Here is an 18,744-nt window from a genome sequence, read left to right as displayed (position 1 = left end):
AATTTTTAGACAAACCTAAAAATAATAATTTGCTTTAGCTAAAAAAAATATTCATATTTGCTATAATTTAGGAAATACATGAAAGGCAAGTCTTTAGAAGAAGTCCACGGATCGATCGCTACGTCTGACAAAAAAACGGGATTTCGAAAAATTCTCGCGTTTTTGGGTCCGGCCTATTTGATTTCTGTCGGATACATGGATCCCGGAAACTGGGCAACCGACATCGCCGGAGGCAGCCAATTCGGGTATGCGCTGATTTGGGTTTTGCTGATGAGCAACATCATGGCGCTTTTATTGCAAAGTTTAAGTGCGCGCCTCGGAATCGTCACACAACGCGATTTGGCCCAGGCTTCGCGCGAAACCTATTCGCCTTTTGTCAATTACATCCTTTATTTCCTTGCCGAAATTGCCATTGCTGCCTGCGACTTGGCCGAAGTCTTGGGAATGGCGATCGGACTCAATCTCCTTTTCGACATTTCACTGCTCAACGGCGTTTTCATAACCGTTTTGGACACTTTTCTACTGTTGTTTTTGATCAATAAGGGAATGCGGAAAATGGAGGCTTTTATCATCGCATTGGTCGCCATCATTGGGATTTCGTTTGTTTGCGAGATGATTTTCGCCCAGCCCGAACTCGACAAGATCGTCGCCGGATTGGTTCCGTCCTTGCCCGGAGAAGCCGCGCTTTACATCGCCATCGGGATTATCGGGGCGACTGTGATGCCTCACAATTTGTATCTGCATTCGTCTTTGGTGCAAACGCGAAAATTCGATCGGACGAAAGAAGGCGTCAAACAAGCCCTGAAATACAATTTTATCGATTCGACGATTGCGCTCAATTTGGCGTTTTTCGTAAACGCCGCCATTTTGATTCTTGCCGCGGCGACTTTCTACAAAAACGGAATGCACGAAGTGGCAGAAATCCAGGACGCACACAAGTTTCTCGCGCCTTTGCTCGGAACGAAATGGGCTCCGATTTTGTTCGCCGTCGCCCTGATCGCAGCCGGACAAAGCTCGACGGTAACCGGAACGCTGGCCGGACAAATCATCATGGAAGGTTATCTGAATTTGCGCATCCAACCTTGGGTTCGGCGCATTGTGACGCGGTTGATCGCAATCGTTCCGGCGGTGATCACCATTACGATCTTCGGCGAAGGCATTACCGGAAAATTGCTCGTTTTCAGTCAGGTCGTTTTGAGTTTGCAGCTTGGTTTTGCAATTATTCCGTTGATTCATTTCGTGTCCGACAAGACCAAAATGAAAGGTTTCCATATCAGTCGTGTCACGCAGATTGCGGCTTGGCTCATCGCGGCGATCATTGTTTCGTTGAACGCGAAATTGGTTTACGACGAGATTAAAGGCTGGCTCGAGCTTTCGGAAAACCCAATCTGGATTTGGCTTATCGTCGTTCCTTTGGTAGTCGGATTCGCGATTTTGCTCTTATATATTATCGTGAAACCGTTCGTGATCAAGCCGAAAGAACACATTTACAACCATTCGCCTCACAGCTTGAAACTGCAATATGCGCGTTCGGGCGAATCACAGAAACAGAAAATTGCCGTGACTGTAGACTTTTCGCGCGCCGACGAAAACGCTTTGAACCACGCCTTCTCGCTTGGCGGAACCGATGCGAGCTACACTTTGATTCACGTAGTGGAAACCGTCGGAGCGATCATGTATGGCGACAATATCGTCGATCACGAAACTTCGGTTGATGAACAATTGCTGTTGCAATACGACGAAATGCTGACCCAAAAAGGCTATAGAATCGAGACGAAACTCGGCTTCGGAAATCCTGGCAAAGGCATCGCCAAGGTCGTTAATGAGGGCAATTTTGACGTTTTGGTCATGGGAACGCACGGACATTCCGGCTTCAAGGATTTGCTTTTTGGAACGACAGTAGGCAAAGTTCGACACGGGATTTCGATTCCGCTAGTGATTGTCAAAAAAGGCCGATAACAGACTTTTTCTGGCCAATGAATTCTTCTTACGACTTGATTTTTGATATGACTTTTTCTGAAGAAAATTACCTCAAGACTATTTTTCACCTCACGGCCATTCACGACAATGACGTCAGTACGAACGCGATTGCCGAAAAAATGGAGACCAAAGCGTCGTCCGTGACCGATATGCTTAAGAAGCTTTCGGACAAAGAATTGGTGAGTTACAAGAAATACCAAGGCGTTTCGCTTACCGACAAAGGTTTGCTTGCCGCCAAAATGATCGTTCGCAAACACAGGCTTTGGGAAGTCTTCCTGGTGGAAAAACTCGATTTTAATTGGGATGAAGTGCACGACATTGCCGAACAGCTCGAGCACATCCAATCGGAGCAACTCATCAATCGCCTGGACGATTTTCTCGGAAATCCGACCGAAGATCCGCACGGCGATCCAATTCCGGACGCTCACGGACGCATCGTGAAAGTCGAGAAACACCTGTTGTCTGAACTCGAGGAAGGACAATCGGGGATTTGCGTTGGCGTCAAGGACACGACTTCGGAATTTCTGCAATATCTCGACAAACAAAAAATCTCTCTTGGCACCAAAATCACGATCTTGGCCAAGGAAAGTTTCGATTTATCGCTTCGAATCGACATCGGAAGTTCCGAATTAACGATTTCTAATAAAATTGCGGGCAATTTGTACGTGCGAAAGGCGTAAATTGGCGGCATAAACACAAAAACAATGAAAAATTCAATTGCCGTTTTGGCTTTTTTGGTGACAGGTTTCGCATCTGCACAAAAATCTCAGGTCTTCGAAATCAAGGTTCAGCCACAAAAGAAGTACACGCTCGAATCTACGACTTTGAACAATATGAACATGGACGTTCCGGGTCAAGGTCCGATGAACATTATGCAGGACACGAAAAGTCCGATGACGATCACGGCTTCGAAAGCTGATGCAAGCGGGAAAATTCCTGCGGAGATCAAATACGGAGACGTCGTTGTAAAACAAATGGTCGGCGGACAAAACCAGGAGCAAAAAAGTCCTGTCAGCAACATGACTGTTACCGGAAGTTTTGATGCTGACGGCAAATTCACGATGACTGACGTCAAGGGCGAAAATGTCACCGAGGAAGTAAAAGGCACGCTTAACATCGCTTTGGAATCTGGCTTGAAACATATCAATTTTCCAAAAACCGCTCTGAAAGTGGGCGACACTTTTGACGATACGACTCCGTTGAAAATTCCGCTTGGACAATTGGGAACCATGAACGCAACGATCAAGACGAATTACAAACTCACGAAAATCGAAAACGGAATCGGGTATTTCGACACGGTTCAAACCATGACTTTGGACGGCGACATGAAAGACATCAACATGAAAGCGACAGGAAGCGGAGCCGGAAAAGTTGAAGTGAGCATAGCCGATAAGTACCTAAAGAAAAATTCGACTACGATGGACATGGACATGGAAATCGAAGCTGCTCCGGGCATGATGTTGACCGTTAAGAGCAAGGCCACGAACTCAACTGTGGCGACTGTTTCAAAAATCTGATCTAAGAAAATAGTTGTTTAAAGCCGATTGCATTTGTAACGCGATCGGCTTTTTTTTTGGAAAAATGTCAGCAACGGATTGTGATTTCAGGAAACAATCTGATGTGAAAAATCAATCACATTTGCAGTCAGAACCGCCACATCCGTCCTTTTTTTTCTTCTTGAAAAAGAACTTTCGCGCCAAGAAGTACACGGCGACAAACAGGATTCCGAAAGCGATTATTTGCTGTATCATTTTAGGAATTGATAGGCGAGCAAGGCCGAAACGTAGGCGATTGCGCTCATTAACACGAATTGGATCGCGGGCCATTTCCACGAATTCGTCTCTTTTTTTACGATTGCCAGCGTGCTCGCGCATTGCATGGCGAACGCGTAGAACAACAGCAGTGAAATTCCTGTCGGAAGGTCGAACAGTTTCGAGCCGTCGGGACGGATTTCATTGGCCATTTTGGTCTTGATCGGATCTTGTTCTTCGGTTTCCCCAACGCTGTAAATCGTGGCCAAAGTTCCCACGAAAACTTCTCTCGCAGCGAACGAACTCAAAACGGCAATACCGATTTTCCAGTCGTAACCCAGCGGCCGAATTACGGGTTCGATGACTTTTCCGGCTATTCCGAGGTAGGAATTTTCGAGTTTATAAGATGCGACTTCGGTGTTGATTTGTTCTTTCGAGAAATCCGGATGTTGCGTTGTCAGCACTTTTTCGGCATTTTCAAAATCCTCTCCCGGACCGTAAGACGCCAAAAACCAAAGCACGATCGAAATCGCCAAAATGATTTTCCCGGCTCCGACCACGAAAGCTTTTGTCTTCTCAAGCACGTTGATCCCGACATTTTTGAACAAAGGCAATTTGTAGTTCGGCATTTCAATCACAAAATAGCTCTTGCCGTTTACCTTGAGAATTTTGTTGAGAATGTATGCTGCGAGAATCGCCATCGTGAATCCGGCGACGTACAACGACATCAGTACCAAACCTTGCACATTGAGGAATCCCAAAACGGTTTTCTCCGGAATCACGAGCGAAATGATGATCGTATAAACCGGAAGTCGAGCCGAACAAGTCGTAAACGGCGTAACCAAAATCGTGATCAATCGCTCTTTCCAGTTCTCGATATTCCGCGTGGCCATAATCGCCGGAATCGCGCATGCCGTTCCTGAAATGAGTGGCACGACGCTTTTGCCCGAAAGTCCGAAGCGTTTCATGATCTTGTCCATCAAAAACACGACGCGACTCATGTAGCCGCTTTCTTCCAGAATCGAAATGAACAGGAACAAAAACGCGATCTGCGGAATGAAAATTACGATTCCGCCGATTCCCGGAACGATTCCCTGGGAAATCAGATCGGTCAAAATCCCGGCCGGCATGTGTTCCTGAACCGCCGTCGAAAGCCATCCGAAAGCGCCGTCGATCAAGTCCATCGGCAATTCTGACCAACTGAAAATACTTTGGAAAATCAGGAACAGAATCGAGAAGAAAATCGCGTAACCCCAAACTTTGTGCGTGAGGATTCGGTCGAGTTTGCTTCCGAAATCCTGAGCCGATTCCTTGTCGATAGTTTGTCCGACGCGCAAGACATCGTTTATGAACTGATAGCGTTTTATCGTCTCTTTTTGCTGCATGCGCTTGAGTTCCGAGTCAGACTTTCGCGAGGCAGACAGGATTTCCTTTTTCTCGACGCCACGAAAATTCACGTCTTGCGTAATCACGAGCCAAAGCTTGTACACAAGTTCGTTCGAAAAAGTTTTGCGAAGTCGGTCAAAATAGTCCGGATCGATCGCCGAAGCGTTCAAACAAGGTTCGGTCGAAAGATTTTTATAATAAACGATCAGGTTTTTGAGCTCGTCAATCCCTTTTTTCTTGCGCGTACTTATAAGTGCGATTTTGGTATTCAGACGTTGTTCGAGATACGCAATGTCGAGCGAAATGCCTTTCGGAACCATTCTGTCCGACATATTGATCGCAAGAATCACCGGAATTTCCAGGTCTTTTATCTGTGTGAAAAGCAACAGGTTTCGCTTGAGGTTTTCCACATCGGTGACAACCACGGCCACGTCCGGAAACAATTTGTCATTCTTGTTCAGCAGCAATTCGATCACGACATTTTCGTCCATCGAACTCGCGTTCAAACTGTATGTTCCGGGCAAATCGAGAATGTTCGCCTTTACGTGATTCGACAGTTTGCAAAATCCGACCTTTTTCTCGACCGTAATTCCCGGATAATTCCCTACCTGTTGGTTCAAGCCCGTAAGTGCGTTGAAAACAGAAGTCTTTCCAACGTTGGGATTTCCTATCAGCGCGACATTGATATTTTCGTTACTCATTTAGATTTCTACGGCAATCAGCCTTGCGGTTTCCTTGCGGATCGCCAAGCGCGCGCCGTTTATGTCAAGATACATAGGATCGCCGAGTGGCGCGATCTGCAATAATTCTACACTGTTCCCGGGCAAACAACCCATTTCCAGCAATTTTAGCGGCAGCGCGTCCGAATCGATTTCGGTGATTATGGCCTTATCGCCTTTTTTCAGTAAATCGACCGTCGTGTGCAAACCTTATTTAGATTGATTATGCGCAAAAGTACGACAAAAGTTCCGAGCGCAAAGTTTCACGACCGACGAAGATTTAACCTTGTGATAATTTTAAGAAGCAAAATCCCGCTGCCCACTTTTAGTTTTCTCGCCAAATCCGCATTTTGCAAAACAGGCTGCAAAGAGCTTCCTTCGGTCGCTTTTGCAGCCTGGCAAAAATGTCGGCTTTGACTTCGAAAAGCTAACCGCTTGCATCGGGGCTAGGAATTCGTCCGTTTGACAAAATCAAGTTGTCATTTGGAGAAAATTTCCCTTACCTCGTCCCAAAAAACAAACTGGATATGTCCGCTGTTCTTTACTTTCAAGGCGATTTGGTCTTTCAACTCGCGATAGTTGGCGTGGTAAGCCTCTGAGACCTTGATGCGCTTTTTGTCACCTTTCATCAAATAAAGGTATTCGTGCACTACGTTTTTGGTGGCGATGTCACAGGTGAGAAATCCGTCAAACTCTGAAAATCTGAAGTTGACCTTGCCTCCAAATCCCAAAAAACCGCTTTTTTCCATTCCGTTTTGACCGATGACAATTTTGATTGCTTTCGTTCGCAACTCACCCAAAAACAAATAGCAGCAGGAAAAAAGGATCAAACTCATCACGTAAATGTCGATTCCTCGAATCTGCATCGGCGTCCTGACCAAAACATTCAGTCCGAAAATGAGCGCCGCCAAAATCGAAGCGACTCCCAAAATCGCTGTGAGATACGCCCTGAACGTGAATTCGGATTCAACTTGCTTTGCGTCAGATTCGTTTCTCATCGGCATTATTATTTTTTCTCGATACTTCAATTGTCCACTTGTCCAATCTTTTTTGGGCATATCCGGCAACTTTCGGATCTTCATTTTTAGAGATTTCCGTCAATGCCGCTTTTGCTTCTCCGGTTCCGATATCGGCCAAAGCCCAAACGCATTTTCTCGCCAAAGCATGCGAATCGTCATAAGCCAAATAACCAAATTTCAGGGTCGTGGCGTCCAACAAAAATCCAACAGATTTAGGGCTCGCGATCGTTTGCAGCAAATGAGCGATATCTTCGTGCCTGAAATGCCAATCAGAAACGAGCAACACACTGAGATAGTTCTCAAAAATGTTAGGCTTTTCTTGCGAAAAAACGGCTGTAATCGCTTCTTCGGCCAAATTTGCGTCTTTTAGCAAAATCGCCCTTTCGAAAAAAGCGTTCAATTTATCAGTTGCCATTTATTCGTCAGTATCCGAAAGCGCATCGAACTTCGCGCGCATCGTAGGATTGTTGTGCGTAAGTTTCTTGATCGTCAAATCTTCGGCTTTGTTGTTGGCCAAACGCAGGTTGTTTTCAGATGACAACAGAGCGTCTTTCGTCTTCTGCAAATGAATGATCGTCTTGTCGATTTCGTCTATCGCAGTCTTGAATTTTCGGCTTGCCAATTCGTAGTTTCTCGCAAATCCTTCCTTGAAAGTATTGATGTTTTCTTCGAAGTTCGTGATATCGATGTTTTGGTTTCTCACCATCGCGAGTTCCGCTTTGTACCTCATAGAATTCATGGCCGCGTTGCGCAAAAGCGTGATTATCGGAATAAAAAACTGCGGGCGCACGACGTACATTTTTGGAAATCTGTGCGAAACATCGACGATTCCCGTGTTGTAGAACTCGTTTTCGGCTTCGAGCAAGGAAACCATAATGGCGTATTCGCACTTCTTCTCGCTTCGGTCTTTGTCCAATTCCCTGAAAAAATCCTCGTTCCGCTTTTTCGTGGCCGTTTCGTCGCCTTCGTTTTTCATTTCGAACATGATCGAAATGATCTCGTTTCCGGCTTCATCCGATTCGCGGTAAATGAAATCGCCCTTGCTGCCCGAACGCGAGTCGTTGTCTTTCTCGAAATAAGCGCGTTGGAACGCCGTCGCACGCAATTTATTGAACTCCGATTCGCAATGTTGCTCGAGTGTTTCCCCAATCATTTTCGTCGAAAGCTTGAGTTTCATGTCTTTGCGCAAAGCGATTTCCTCGTCCTTCATTTTGATGACGTCGTCTTTGGTGCGCAATTCGGCCGAGAACTTCTCTACCAACGATTTTTCCAGCAATTGCGACTCGGTTTCCTTGACTTTTAGGTTGTTGGCCAATCCGTCGCGTTCTTTCTCGATTTGCTTTATCGCTTCAGTAACCGATAATTGTTTCTCGATTTCCGCGTGTTCGATCTTGGCTCGCATTTGCGCGATCTCCGACTGTTTCGTGGCCAATTGCTGTGAAAGCTCGCGCTCGCTTTTCGATTTCATTTCGGCGATTTCGGCTTCCTTTCGAGCCAATGTCTGGGCCAGATCGCGTTCGGCTTTCGCTTTGAGTTCAATGATTTCCTTGTCCTTGCCCGCAAGATTTTCCTGTATGGAATTCCTAAGATTCGCCTCTGCAAGCTTGATTGCGCTTTCTTTTTCGCGTTCGGCCAACTGCAAACGCGCCAGCAATTCTTCCTCGAATTGGTGATCGCGCACTTGTTTCAATATATCGGCGAATCCGGCCTCATCGACTTTGAATGCTTTTTTGCAGCTCGGACAGATTATTTCGTTCATGACAAATGTTGTTTGTATAAAAGTGGGAAAAAGCGTTTAGATGCCATCGCGAGATTGCGGTATTTTATTAACAGTGAAAGAATTCCGGAAAATAGAATCGAGGCAAGTTTCGCATTCCGACGTTTTTGTGTTCCAATTTGGCCTTCTTCGGGCGCATCAAAAACACATCAAATTTTGAGGTTTTGCTAGACCTAACAAATCTTCGAGATTTGTTAGGTCTGCAAAGTTCGGACGTAAACCAATGCCAGCCTTACAGATTTTCTGTAGTTTTTGTTAAATGTAGGTGTGCGAAGTCTGTGACTTCGCAAGGTGCGTTTCCGAATCTGCGATTCGGGGAATCTCAGTCATTTCCATCCATACTCAACCAGTTGATGTCCTCGATCAAGCGCTTGACGTCTTCAGGTTTCGTGCCGTCATAAAATCCCCGCACGCGACGTTTGGCGTCGACAAGCACGAAATTCTCGGTGTGAACCATATCGTACAATTCCTCGGGTTTGCCCAATTTCACGGCCAGATAAGACTTTCTCGCCATTTCGTAAATCTTGCTGCGATCGCCCGTCACGAGATTCCATTTGGCATCGTTCACGCCTTTTTCGAGCGCATATTTCTTAAGAATCGGCACGCTGTCGACTTCGGGCATGACGGTGTGCGACAAGATCATTACTTTCGGATTATTCGCGATCGCCTTTTGCACCTCAACCATATTCGATGTCATGATCGGGCAAATCGATTGGCAAGTCGTGAAAAAGAAGTCGGCGACATAAATTTTGCCCTCGTAATCCTTTTGCGTGATGGTTTTTCCGTTTTGATTGACGAAAGAAAAGTCGGCAATCGTGTGTGTTTTCCTTATTTCCTGAAGCGTCGAGTCGACCATTTCAGGATTCACGTCGGCCGGAGAATAGATCTTGAGGCTTTTCTTAGGTTTCAAAACCACATAAAATGCCGAGATCGAAAGGACTGCGACCAATCCCATGGCGATGAAAAAAATGCGGTGTTTTCTTAAAAAGGACGCCATGAATATAGATATCGTTCGGTTCGGGCGCAAAAATACGACAGAAGTTTGAGCAACATCCAAGATTTTAACACCGATTTTTGCGGTCAAGCCGAAACAAAATTGGCGTGCGAGCGACTAACTCCTTACTTTTATGACTTTGCACATAACCCAATCTTTATGAGAAAAAACAGCAACAAACTTTGGCTGATGTTGCCTGTGATTGCCGCTTCTGGCGCATTTGCACAATCGGCACAAAAAAATCCGGGCATAAACCTTTCGCTCATGGACACGAAAGTCAAACCCGGCGATGATTTCTTCCGATTCGTAAACGGAACGTGGTTCGACAAAACCGAAATTCCCGCCGACCGCACGCGTTGGGGAAGTTTCGACGAACTCAGACAGAATACAGATGCCGACGCACTCGCAATCCTCAAATCGGCGGCTATCGATCCAAAATACACGTCCAAAACCGACCAGGGAAAAGCGGTCGCTTACTACAACTCTATTTTAGACACTGTCGGACGCAACAAAGCCGGCATCAAGCCTTTGAAACCGTATCTCGACAAGATCAATGCGATCAGGTCGGTAGCTGATTTGCAGGCTTTCTTGATTTGGATGGAACCGAAAGGCGGCCTCGGATTCTTTGGCGTCGGCGTTGGTCCGGATTCCAAAAACAGCAATAAGAACCAAGTCGGGCTCGGGCTCGGAAGCCTCGGTTTGCCCGATCGCGATTACTATGTGTCCGACGATGCCGATTCGAAGGAAAAACGCGAGAAATATGTGGCTCACGTCACGCGAATGTTGCAATATCTCGGGGAAAATCCGACGAAATCAAAATCGGATGCCGAAAAAATCCTGGCTTTGGAAATCGCCATGAGCAAGCCAAGACTCGACCGTGTAGAACGTCGCGACCGCCGAAAAACCTACAATCCGATGACCGTTTCGGACTTACAGAAACTCATGCCGGCAATCCAATGGGAAACTTATCTGACTGGCGTAGGAATGCCGAAACTCGACACGATCAACGTTTCCCAACCCAAATACATGACGGCGCTGAACGACATTTTCAACGAGAAAAAAGTCGAGGACTGGAAAGCGTATCTGCGTTGGATGTTGCTCAACCGTTCGGCCGGCGCGCTTACGACCGAAATCGAAAACGCCAATTGGGAATTCTACGGAAAAACGTTGACTGGAGCGGTAAAACAACGCCCGAGAGACGAACGCGCGCTGCAATCGGTGAACGGATCGATAGGCGAAGCTTTGGGCAAATTGTATGTCGAACAGAAATTTCCGCCAGAAGCCAAGGCCAAAGCCGAAGAACTGATCCAATATTTGTTCCGCGCTTACGAGACGAGAATCAACGCACTTCCCTGGATGGACGAAAAAACGCGTGCCATGGCAATCGCCAAACTCAAGAAATACCGCGTGAAAATCGGGTATCCGGACAAGTGGAAAGACTATTCTGATTTGGGCATAAAATCGCCGAAAGAAGGTGGAAGCTATTTCTCGAATTTCACGGCAATGGCCGAATGGCGCCACCGCGAAAGCCTCAAAGATCTCAAGAAACCCGTCGACAAGGAACGTTGGGGAATGTCGCCACAAACCGTGAACGCGTACTACAATTCGACCAACAATGAAATCGTGTTTCCGGCTGCGATCCTGCAACCGCCATTTTACGATTACAGAGCCGACGCCGCCGTGAATTTTGGTGGCATCGGAGCGGTTATCGGACACGAAATTTCTCACGGATTCGACGATTCGGGCTCGCGTTTCAACGCCGACGGAAATCTCGTGAATTGGTGGAGCGAGGAAGATCTGAAGAAATTCACTGAATTGGGATCGGCTTTGGCTGCGCAATATTCGGCCCTTGAACCGCTTCCGGGCACTTTCGTCGACGGAAAATTCACGCTTGGCGAGAACATCGGCGATCTTGGCGGAGTCAATTCGGCTTACGACGGACTGCTTTTGTATCTCAAAGAAAAGGGAAATCCGGGAAAAATCGACGGCTTCACGCCGGAACAGCGTTTCTTCATTTCTTGGGGAACGATCTGGAGAACCAAAATGCGCGATGAAGCGATCAAAAACCAAGTGAAAACCGATCCGCATACGCCGGGAATGTTTCGCGCTTATGTGCCTTTGCAGAACGTGGAAGGTTTCTATCAGGCCTTCGGAATCAAGCAAGGCGACAAATTGTACGTTGCTCCGGACAAACGCGTCAAGATTTGGTAAAAACCGAATGTCCATAAATAAAACAGGCTGTCTCAAAAGGACAGCCTTTTTAAATCACATTTCATAAAGTCCCTCGAAAAAAATCTTCAGAGGAAACAGTCTATAGCCATCTTTGCCTTTTTGAACCATGTAATAGCGAAGATTTGGAGAATCAAGTTTGTACTTCACTAGTAATGACTCCGATAGCCCCTTGTCATTCAGTTCATTCAAGGATATGATCCTGTCATGAACGATTTTCTTACCTTTTTCCCCTTTGAGTACAGTAGCTTCCATGCCTGGAGTAGACAGAATAATGTATTTACCTGTAGTTTCACGAATTACATACATTTTCCTGGCAGCATTTGAATGATCTTCAATCCTTATCTTTTCCAAGAGTTTCGAACCCTCGATTTCAAAAAAATAAGCGTCAGAAAAATCAATACATGGCTTTTGCGCACTACAACTAGTGTACAGGAAAAGAATCAGGACTATTGAAAAAAACTTCATCTTAAGATAATTCTGGATTTATCCCTACGCGCTTCCAATTCAACCGATTAGTTAAATCCTACGATATACTTCAGATTGACGACGAAATCATTCACTTGTGATTTATTTGTTCTGTCAAAAATAGAGATGTGTCTCAAAAGGACGATTCTCTTTTATAGGTTGGCCAGATGATGCGGTTCGACGTGCACCAAAACATCGGCGACTTCGGGCATTTCCAGCTGGACTTTGTCTTTGAGATCGTGGGCGATGTCGTGGCCTTCAGTTACCGAAATGTCGCCGTTCACCGTAAGATGCAAGTCGACCAAATACTTCATTCCCGATTTCCTCACGTGCAGTTTTTCGGTGTCGATCACGCCCGGAACCTTTCGTGCAATCACGCGGATTTTCTCGACGACTTCATGGTGCAGATTTTCGTCGAGAATTTCTCCCAAAGCCGGACGGAAAATCAGATAAGCATTGTAGATGATGAATCCCGATGCGAGCAAGGCCGCCCAATCGTCGGCAGTTTCGTAACCAGGCCCGAAGAAGATTGCGATCGAGATTCCGATGAAAGCCATTCCCGAAGTGATTGCGTCGCTGCGATGGTGCCAAGCGTCGGCTTTTAGCGAGGACGAATTTGTATCTTCACTCTTTTTGGACACGACTCGGTAGAAAACTTCTTTGATGATGACGATTCCCGCGAGCACGATAAGCGTGTACGATTCGGGGATTTTGTGTGGCGTCTGGATATGTTCGATGCTTTCGTAAGCGATGACAGTTGCCGAAACTACCAAAAATCCTACGACGCAGAATGTGATCAGTGCTTCGGCTTTCCCGTGTCCGTACGGATGGTTTTCGTCTGCCGGACGCGAAGAATATTTGAGACCGAGAAGTACCAGAAACGATGAAAAAACATCTGAGGTCGATTCGATGGCATCGGCGATAAGCGCGTAAGAATTGCCGAAATAACCAACCGTGAACTTGAGAGCGGCCAACACCAGATTTCCCAAAATGCTCAGGTAGGTTGTTTTAACGGCTTCTTTGGCGTGGTCAGACATGGTTGCAAAGATAAGTGAGCGGCGGTTTTGGAACGGATTTTCGCAATAAATAAATTGTGGTTTTGGAAATCGCGGTTTGCGCAAGGGATGCAAGCGGATAGCCTTTTGCAGGAAAACGCCTGGTTTTGTTGCGAGGCGCAGCGACCAAAGGAAGCTCGCGTCTCGCTTACAAAACCGGCGTTTTGCCAGAAAGCTAGAAGCGGGTCAGCCCGGTCGCGGCGAATTTGGAGTTGTTGCTACTGGAGATTTCCCGCCGCGATGCGCCCAAATCCTTAAAAACCGTAAGATTTTTCGACACATCAAATCCACATCAGTTTTTTGGGTTTGCAGACCTAACAAATCTGTGAGATTTGTTAGGTCTAGCAAAGTTCGAAAGCAAACCGCTCTTATCCTTACAGAAAATCTGTAAAAAATGTTAAATGTAGGTCCAAACGATTGCATGCGAACAAATTATCGTTATTCAAAAGCGATTTTTACGAGTTGCACAATCTCAATAAAGGCGTATCTTTGCGCCCGAAATTACGATTGATCCGGCTTTGCGAAAAGGCCGAAAAGCTCCACTTAAACTGTTTATAGCATGCAACTGTACAACACTTTGAGCGCAGAGGAAAGAGCCGCCCTTATCGATGAGGCCGGGAAGCAACGACTCACTTTGTCGTTCTATGCCTATGCGCGAATTGAAGATCCGAAGAGATTCCGCGACGATTTGTTTTTGGCTTGGGAACCGCTTGAGGTTTTGGGTCGGATTTACGTGGCCAATGAAGGCATAAACGCTCAATTGTCGCTGCCTGCCGACCATTTTTACGAATTTCGCGACACGCTCGAAACATACGATTTCATGCAAGGCATCAGATTGAATATCGCTGTCGAGCACGACGATCATTCGTTCCTGAAACTCACGATAAAAGTGCGGGACAAGATTGTTGCAGACGGTTTGAACGACGCGACTTTCGACGTGACAAACAAAGGAATTCACCTCGGAGCCAAGGATTTCAACGCGATGTTGGACGATCCGAACACGATCGTGGTCGACATGCGAAACCACTACGAGAGCGAGATCGGGCATTTTGTCGGATCGATAAAACCAGATGTCGACACGTTTCGCGAATCGCTTCCGATCATCGAAAACCAGCTTTCGGAATTCAAGGACGGAAAGAATTTGCTGATGTATTGCACGGGCGGAATCCGCTGCGAGAAAGCCAGCGCGTATTTCAAGCACAAAGGATTCAACAACGTTTATCAACTCGAAGGCGGAATAATCGAATATACACGACAAGTCAAATCTGAAGGTTTGCAGAGTAAATTCATTGGGAAAAACTTTGTGTTCGACCACCGTCTGGGCGAACGGATCACCGACGATATCGTCGCGAATTGCCACCAATGCGGGAAACCTTGCGATACGCACACGAATTGCGCGAACGAGGCTTGCCACTTGCTTTTCATCCAATGTGACGAATGTGCTGAAGCCATGCACGGTTGTTGTTCGACCGCTTGCGCCGAAGTAGTGCAATTGCCCGAAGACGAGCAAAAGGCGTTGCGACGCGGGATCAAAAACGGGAACATGGTTTTCAAGAAAGGGAAATCGGACGTTTTGACGTATCGGAACTCTGGTGAAGGCGTGGTTGGAACGGTCGCGGCCGAAACTAGAAAGCGCGTGGCGACGAATTCGAAGCTCAAAAAAGCTTACGTCGGAAAAGGAATTCACTTCTTCCCAAAAGCTTCCATCGGACAGTTTTTGGTCGAGGAAGGCGAACTTTACGTCTCGAACGAAATCCTGATTTCAGGCCCGACGACAGGCGAGCAAAGATTGATCATCGCAGAAATGTTCGTGAACGATTTGCCGGCGACGACCGCAAAAAAAGGCGATTTGGTTAGTTTTAGACTCGATTATCGCATACGTTTGTCAGATAAACTTTATAAAATCCTGGGATAAATGGACATTTATCGTCTGTTAAAACTCAACCAGCGCATCAAAAGCCACCGCGTCAAGTTTCTTGGCCTGTGGCTTTTGTCGGTTTTGGACAGGCGATTTTTGTCGATCCAGATGGATCCCGTTTTGGCGTGCAACCTGCGCTGCAAGATGTGTTATTTCACCGATGCCGAATTCGTGCGCAAAAACATGAAAGGCATGTTCAAGGAAGACGATCTCGAGCCAATGGCCAAATCGTTTTTCAAGAACGCACTCAAACTCCAGATCGGTTGCGGTGCAGAACCTACTTTGTTCAAGCACAACACCAAGCTTATCGCTCTTGCCAAAACCCACGGCGTGCCTTACATCAGCATGATTACGAATGGCAATCTCATCGATGAAAAAGATATCGAGGCTTTCGCCGATGCGGGTTTGAACGAGATCATACTTTCAGTGCACGGCGTAAAAAAAGAGACGTACGAAGATTTGATGGACAAAGGAAATTTCGAGAAATTCCACGAAATCCTGCAAGCGATCACAAACGTGAAAACCCGCTTCCCGAATCTTCGCCTTCGCATGAATTACACGTTCAACGAAGACAATTTCTACGAACTCGAGCAGTTTTTCGAGGTTTTCGGAAAGTACTCGATCAACATCATCCAATTGCGCCCGATCGACAAAATAGGCGAAACCACTTACGACAATTTCAGCCTCAAAAAAATCGAGAGTGAATACATCAGAATTTCTTCGGGCATGAAAACCGAGAGCGAGCAACGCAACATCACTTTGCTTTATCCACAGTCTGTGGTGCGTAACGAGACCGAATCCTTGAAGGTCAAATCGCGAAACGACAGTTCTTACCTTATTCCTTACACCTATTTTTACATTTCGCCCCGCGACGCCTGGAAAGAAGGTTTCGACTGGAGAAACGAGACTTTTGGCCATTGGCGAAAACGCACCAAATGGAGTGCTGAGCTGTTTCGGAACGTTTTTGTGTCTCGGGAAAAACTCGATTCGGAGAACCGAAACATGCTGAATTATTCGGTGGAAATCAATTAATTCGGAGGTTGGCGCCCATCTGTTCGGCGATTTGGATCAAACTCGCGAATAGCAATCCAGTCTAACGTTTTTTAACAAATTTTACAGCTTTTCTGTAATCAAGTCCGTTTGGAATTTCGTAGGGATACAATCGCCCCTTCCCTGAAGGTAAGATCGGGATTTTGAGAATACGATCATTACAGAAAATCTGTACTTTTTGTTAAAGGTCATATCTTCCAAAAGCGCATCATTTTAGCCGCGCAGCTCTGTTTCCAACCCTTGCGCCATTCGATTTTCACAGTCGACTTTAAGACGAAAACACTATCTTTACCGGCAATTCTATTTCGAAACGTAGCGGAAATCCGCGATCAATATATAAATATGGCATGTACATCCTGTTCAACCAATAGCGGCGGATCCGTTAAAGGTTGCCAAAATAACGGCACGTGCGGAACTGACAGTTGTAACAAACTGACGGTTTTCGACTGGCTGGCAAACATGAATCTTCCTAATGGTGAAGCACCTTTTGACTGTGTTGAGGTGCGTTTCAAGAACGGAAGGAAGGAATTCTACCGCAACGGCGAAAAGCTCACTTTGAGCATGGGCGATATCGTGGCAACCGAGGCTTCTCCGGGACACGACGTCGGGATCGTCACTTTGACCGGCGAACTGGTCAAGGTCCAGATGAAGAAAAAGGGCGTGAAAGTCGATTCGCCCGAAGTCAGGAAAATTTACAGAAAAGCGTCCCAAAAGGACATCGATATTTGGTCGACGGCTCGCGATAAAGAAGAACCGATGAAGGTTCGGGCGCGCGAATTGGCGATCATGCTGAAACTCGAAATGAAGATTTCCGATATCGAGTTCCAGGGTGACGCATCGAAAGCCACGTTCTATTATACGGCCAACGATCGCGTGGATTTCCGTCAGTTGATCAAAGATTTTGCTCGCGAATTTTCCGTCAGGATCGAGATGAAACAAGTCGGATTCAGGCAGGAAGCAGCTCGCTTGGGCGGAATTGGCTCTTGCGGACGCGAATTGTGCTGTTCGACCTGGTTGACAGATTTTAGAAGTGTGAATACGTCGGCGGCGCGTTACCAGCAACTTTCGTTGAATCCGCAGAAATTGGCCGGACAATGCGGCAAACTCAAGTGCTGTCTCAATTACGAGCTAGACACTTATATGGACGCGCTTCAGGATTTCCCCGATTTCGACACCAAACTCGATACCGAAAAAGGACTTGCCGTCTGTCAAAAACAAGACATCTTCAAAGGCTTGATGTGGTTTGCTTACACCGACAGTTATGCCAACTGGCACACGCTGAACATCGAGCAGGTCAAAGAAATAGTTGCCGAGAACAAACAGAAACGCAAAGTTTCTTCGTTAGAGGATTATGCGGTAGAAGTCGAGGTCGAGGCCAAAATGGAATTCAGCAACGTCGTGGGCCAGGAAAGTCTTACGCGTTTCGATACGCCAAAGCGCAGCAACAAGAAGCGCAAGAAAAAAGGTGGAAGTGCGCCAGAAGCAGTCGCAGGTGGCGCGCCGACTCAAAATCGCGATCGTGGACCGAGAGAAAATCGCGGTCCGAGACCCGATGGCGCGAAACCGCAACGCGATAGAAAACCTCATGGCGATCGTCCGAAAGGAGAACGTCCGCAAGGCGAAAGAAATCAGGGCAAACCGCAAGGTGAGCGCGTGCAAGGTGAACGTCCGCAAGGCGAAAATCGTCAGCGAAACGACAGAAACCGAGACGCGAAACCGATTGAAAATAGACAGCAACAGCCAAAGCCGCAGCAGGAAAAGCAAAATCGTCCGCAGCAGCAAAAGCCAAAAAGTGAAGGTGAAAGTGCGCCAAAACCGCAAGGCGAAGGACAAACAAATCCAGATGGCACACCAAAAAAGAACAACAACAGAAATAGGAACAGAAACCGCAACCGTGACAAAGGAAGCAGCAGTGAACCTCAAAACTAGTATCCTACTTTTATTGGTCGGAATTTCGATCGTCTCTTGCGACAAGAAACGCGTTTTCGACGAATACAAAACGGTCGGTCGCGCCTGGGACAAAGATTCCACGGTGAGTTTCGACTTGCCAGAACTCGATCCGCTCAAGAAGTACAATTTGTTCGTGAACATCCGTGACAACGACGATTACAAGTTCAACAACCTGTTTTTGATCGTCTCGATGGAACAACCCAAAGGCGTCGTGAAAGTCGATACGCTCGAATACGAAATGTCCGATCCCGAAGGCAACTTGCTCGGCGACGGATTTTCTGACATCAAGGAAAGCAAACTGTTCTATAAAGAAAACGTGCATTTTCCAAAAGGGAAATACAAGGTCAACATCAAGCAAGCCGTGCGCCAAAACGGGAAAGTTTCAGGCGTGGACAAGCTTGAAGGCGTGACAGAAGTCGGTTTTAGAATAGAATCAACAAACTAAGCC

General features: G+C 46.6%; 17 protein-coding genes. 8 read left to right on the top strand and 9 right to left on the bottom strand.

Going from position 1 to position 18,744, the window contains the following annotated elements; all coding sequences use genetic code 11:
• Positions 1–78 precede the first annotated feature (78 nt).
• Genes EOO49_RS02600 through EOO49_RS02590 form a run of 3 tightly spaced genes read left to right on the top strand, consistent with a single transcriptional unit; the run spans position 79 to position 3,497 of the window.
• Positions 79–1,959, top strand: a complete 1,881-nt coding sequence (locus EOO49_RS02600; RefSeq protein ID WP_290842452.1) for an Nramp family divalent metal transporter — start codon at positions 79–81, stop codon at positions 1,957–1,959.
• A 47-nt stretch (positions 1,960–2,006) separates the two neighbouring features.
• Positions 2,007–2,660 (top strand): metal-dependent transcriptional regulator, encoded by a 654-nt coding sequence (locus EOO49_RS02595; RefSeq protein ID WP_290842749.1) that lies wholly within the window; start codon positions 2,007–2,009, stop codon positions 2,658–2,660.
• A gap of 24 nt (positions 2,661–2,684) precedes the next feature.
• Complete coding sequence (locus EOO49_RS02590; RefSeq protein ID WP_290842450.1) at positions 2,685–3,497, top strand: hypothetical protein; 813 nt, start codon at positions 2,685–2,687, stop codon at positions 3,495–3,497.
• Positions 3,498–3,608: 111 nt separating this feature from the next.
• Here the strand turns inward: EOO49_RS02590 and EOO49_RS02585 are convergent, their stop codons facing one another.
• The 7 genes from EOO49_RS02585 to EOO49_RS02555 form a co-directional block, all read right to left on the bottom strand.
• Positions 3,609–3,731, bottom strand: coding sequence for a FeoB-associated Cys-rich membrane protein (locus EOO49_RS02585; RefSeq protein WP_290842448.1), 123 nt, complete (start codon positions 3,729–3,731; stop codon positions 3,609–3,611).
• The gene (gene feoB, locus EOO49_RS02580) at positions 3,728–5,818 is read right to left on the bottom strand and encodes a ferrous iron transport protein B (protein WP_290842446.1); all 2,091 of its coding nucleotides are present in this window, start codon (positions 5,816–5,818) and stop codon (positions 3,728–3,730) included. The genes EOO49_RS02585 and feoB overlap by 4 nt, the downstream gene beginning before the upstream one ends.
• Positions 5,819–6,043 carry a FeoA family protein gene (locus tag EOO49_RS02575; RefSeq protein WP_290842443.1) on the bottom strand — a complete coding sequence of 75 codons (225 nt, stop codon included), beginning with the start codon at positions 6,041–6,043 and terminating at the stop codon, positions 5,819–5,821.
• Positions 6,044–6,315: 272 nt separating this feature from the next.
• Complete coding sequence (locus EOO49_RS02570; RefSeq protein ID WP_290842440.1) at positions 6,316–6,834, bottom strand: hypothetical protein; 519 nt, start codon at positions 6,832–6,834, stop codon at positions 6,316–6,318.
• Positions 6,818–7,270 (bottom strand): hypothetical protein, encoded by a 453-nt coding sequence (locus tag EOO49_RS02565; protein ID WP_290842437.1) that lies wholly within the window; start codon positions 7,268–7,270, stop codon positions 6,818–6,820. The genes EOO49_RS02570 and EOO49_RS02565 overlap by 17 nt, the downstream gene beginning before the upstream one ends.
• Positions 7,271–8,614 carry a DUF2130 domain-containing protein gene (locus EOO49_RS02560; RefSeq protein WP_290842435.1) on the bottom strand — a complete coding sequence of 448 codons (1,344 nt, stop codon included), beginning with the start codon at positions 8,612–8,614 and terminating at the stop codon, positions 7,271–7,273.
• A 340-nt stretch (positions 8,615–8,954) separates the two neighbouring features.
• On the bottom strand, positions 8,955–9,629 hold the full coding sequence (locus EOO49_RS02555; protein ID WP_290842433.1) for an SCO family protein: 675 nt from the start codon (positions 9,627–9,629) through the stop codon (positions 8,955–8,957).
• 156 nt (positions 9,630–9,785) lie between these two features.
• Between EOO49_RS02555 and EOO49_RS02550 the strand changes: the two genes are divergently transcribed.
• A complete protein-coding gene (locus EOO49_RS02550; protein WP_290842431.1) occupies positions 9,786–11,837 on the top strand; it encodes a M13 family metallopeptidase in 2,052 nt (683 codons plus the stop codon).
• Between the two features lie 54 nt (positions 11,838–11,891).
• Here EOO49_RS02550 and EOO49_RS02545 read toward each other — a convergent pair whose 3' ends face one another.
• Together EOO49_RS02545 and EOO49_RS02540 are read right to left on the bottom strand one after the other, a co-directional pair.
• Entirely contained in the window at positions 11,892–12,323 is a 432-nt protein-coding gene (locus EOO49_RS02545; RefSeq protein ID WP_290842429.1) for a hypothetical protein, read from the bottom strand.
• A gap of 152 nt (positions 12,324–12,475) precedes the next feature.
• Complete coding sequence (locus EOO49_RS02540; RefSeq protein ID WP_290842427.1) at positions 12,476–13,360, bottom strand: cation diffusion facilitator family transporter; 885 nt, start codon at positions 13,358–13,360, stop codon at positions 12,476–12,478.
• A gap of 577 nt (positions 13,361–13,937) precedes the next feature.
• Between EOO49_RS02540 and EOO49_RS02535 the strand changes: the two genes are divergently transcribed.
• The 4 genes from EOO49_RS02535 to EOO49_RS02520 all read left to right on the top strand — a co-directional run bounded on the left by EOO49_RS02535 (position 13,938) and on the right by EOO49_RS02520 (position 18,741).
• Positions 13,938–15,293 (top strand): rhodanese-related sulfurtransferase, encoded by a 1,356-nt coding sequence (locus tag EOO49_RS02535; RefSeq protein WP_290842425.1) that lies wholly within the window; start codon positions 13,938–13,940, stop codon positions 15,291–15,293.
• Entirely contained in the window at positions 15,294–16,328 is a 1,035-nt protein-coding gene (locus EOO49_RS02530; RefSeq protein WP_290842423.1) for a radical SAM protein, read from the top strand.
• 360 nt (positions 16,329–16,688) lie between these two features.
• Complete coding sequence (gene ricT, locus EOO49_RS02525) at positions 16,689–18,275, top strand: regulatory iron-sulfur-containing complex subunit RicT (protein ID WP_290842421.1); 1,587 nt, start codon at positions 16,689–16,691, stop codon at positions 18,273–18,275.
• On the top strand, positions 18,259–18,741 hold the full coding sequence (locus tag EOO49_RS02520; protein WP_290842747.1) for a gliding motility lipoprotein GldH: 483 nt from the start codon (positions 18,259–18,261) through the stop codon (positions 18,739–18,741). The genes ricT and EOO49_RS02520 overlap by 17 nt, the downstream gene beginning before the upstream one ends.
• The last annotated feature ends 3 nt before the right edge of the window (positions 18,742–18,744 follow it).

Source organism: Flavobacterium sp. (assembly GCF_004295795.1).
In the GTDB taxonomy this organism is placed as follows: Bacteria; Bacteroidota; Bacteroidia; order Flavobacteriales; family Flavobacteriaceae; genus Flavobacterium.
This window is presented reverse-complemented; position numbering and strand designations above follow the sequence as displayed.

Coding starts and splice junctions, on each gene's coding strand:
- EOO49_RS02545 (WP_290842429.1), bottom strand. CDS start 12,323: ATGAAGTTTTTTTCAATAGTCCTGATTCTTTTCCTGTACACTAGTTGT.
- ricT (WP_290842421.1), top strand. CDS start 16,689: ATGGCATGTACATCCTGTTCAACCAATAGCGGCGGATCCGTTAAAGGT.
- EOO49_RS02535 (WP_290842425.1), top strand. CDS start 13,938: ATGCAACTGTACAACACTTTGAGCGCAGAGGAAAGAGCCGCCCTTATC.
- EOO49_RS02540 (WP_290842427.1), bottom strand. CDS start 13,360: ATGTCTGACCACGCCAAAGAAGCCGTTAAAACAACCTACCTGAGCATT.
- EOO49_RS02565 (WP_290842437.1), bottom strand. CDS start 7,270: ATGGCAACTGATAAATTGAACGCTTTTTTCGAAAGGGCGATTTTGCTA.
- EOO49_RS02590 (WP_290842450.1), top strand. CDS start 2,685: ATGAAAAATTCAATTGCCGTTTTGGCTTTTTTGGTGACAGGTTTCGCA.
- EOO49_RS02530 (WP_290842423.1), top strand. CDS start 15,294: ATGGACATTTATCGTCTGTTAAAACTCAACCAGCGCATCAAAAGCCAC.
- EOO49_RS02595 (WP_290842749.1), top strand. CDS start 2,007: ATGACTTTTTCTGAAGAAAATTACCTCAAGACTATTTTTCACCTCACG.
- EOO49_RS02560 (WP_290842435.1), bottom strand. CDS start 8,614: ATGAACGAAATAATCTGTCCGAGCTGCAAAAAAGCATTCAAAGTCGAT.
- feoB (WP_290842446.1), bottom strand. CDS start 5,818: ATGAGTAACGAAAATATCAATGTCGCGCTGATAGGAAATCCCAACGTT.
- EOO49_RS02555 (WP_290842433.1), bottom strand. CDS start 9,629: ATGGCGTCCTTTTTAAGAAAACACCGCATTTTTTTCATCGCCATGGGA.
- EOO49_RS02600 (WP_290842452.1), top strand. CDS start 79: ATGAAAGGCAAGTCTTTAGAAGAAGTCCACGGATCGATCGCTACGTCT.
- EOO49_RS02550 (WP_290842431.1), top strand. CDS start 9,786: ATGAGAAAAAACAGCAACAAACTTTGGCTGATGTTGCCTGTGATTGCC.
- EOO49_RS02570 (WP_290842440.1), bottom strand. CDS start 6,834: ATGAGAAACGAATCTGACGCAAAGCAAGTTGAATCCGAATTCACGTTC.
- EOO49_RS02585 (WP_290842448.1), bottom strand. CDS start 3,731: ATGATACAGCAAATAATCGCTTTCGGAATCCTGTTTGTCGCCGTGTAC.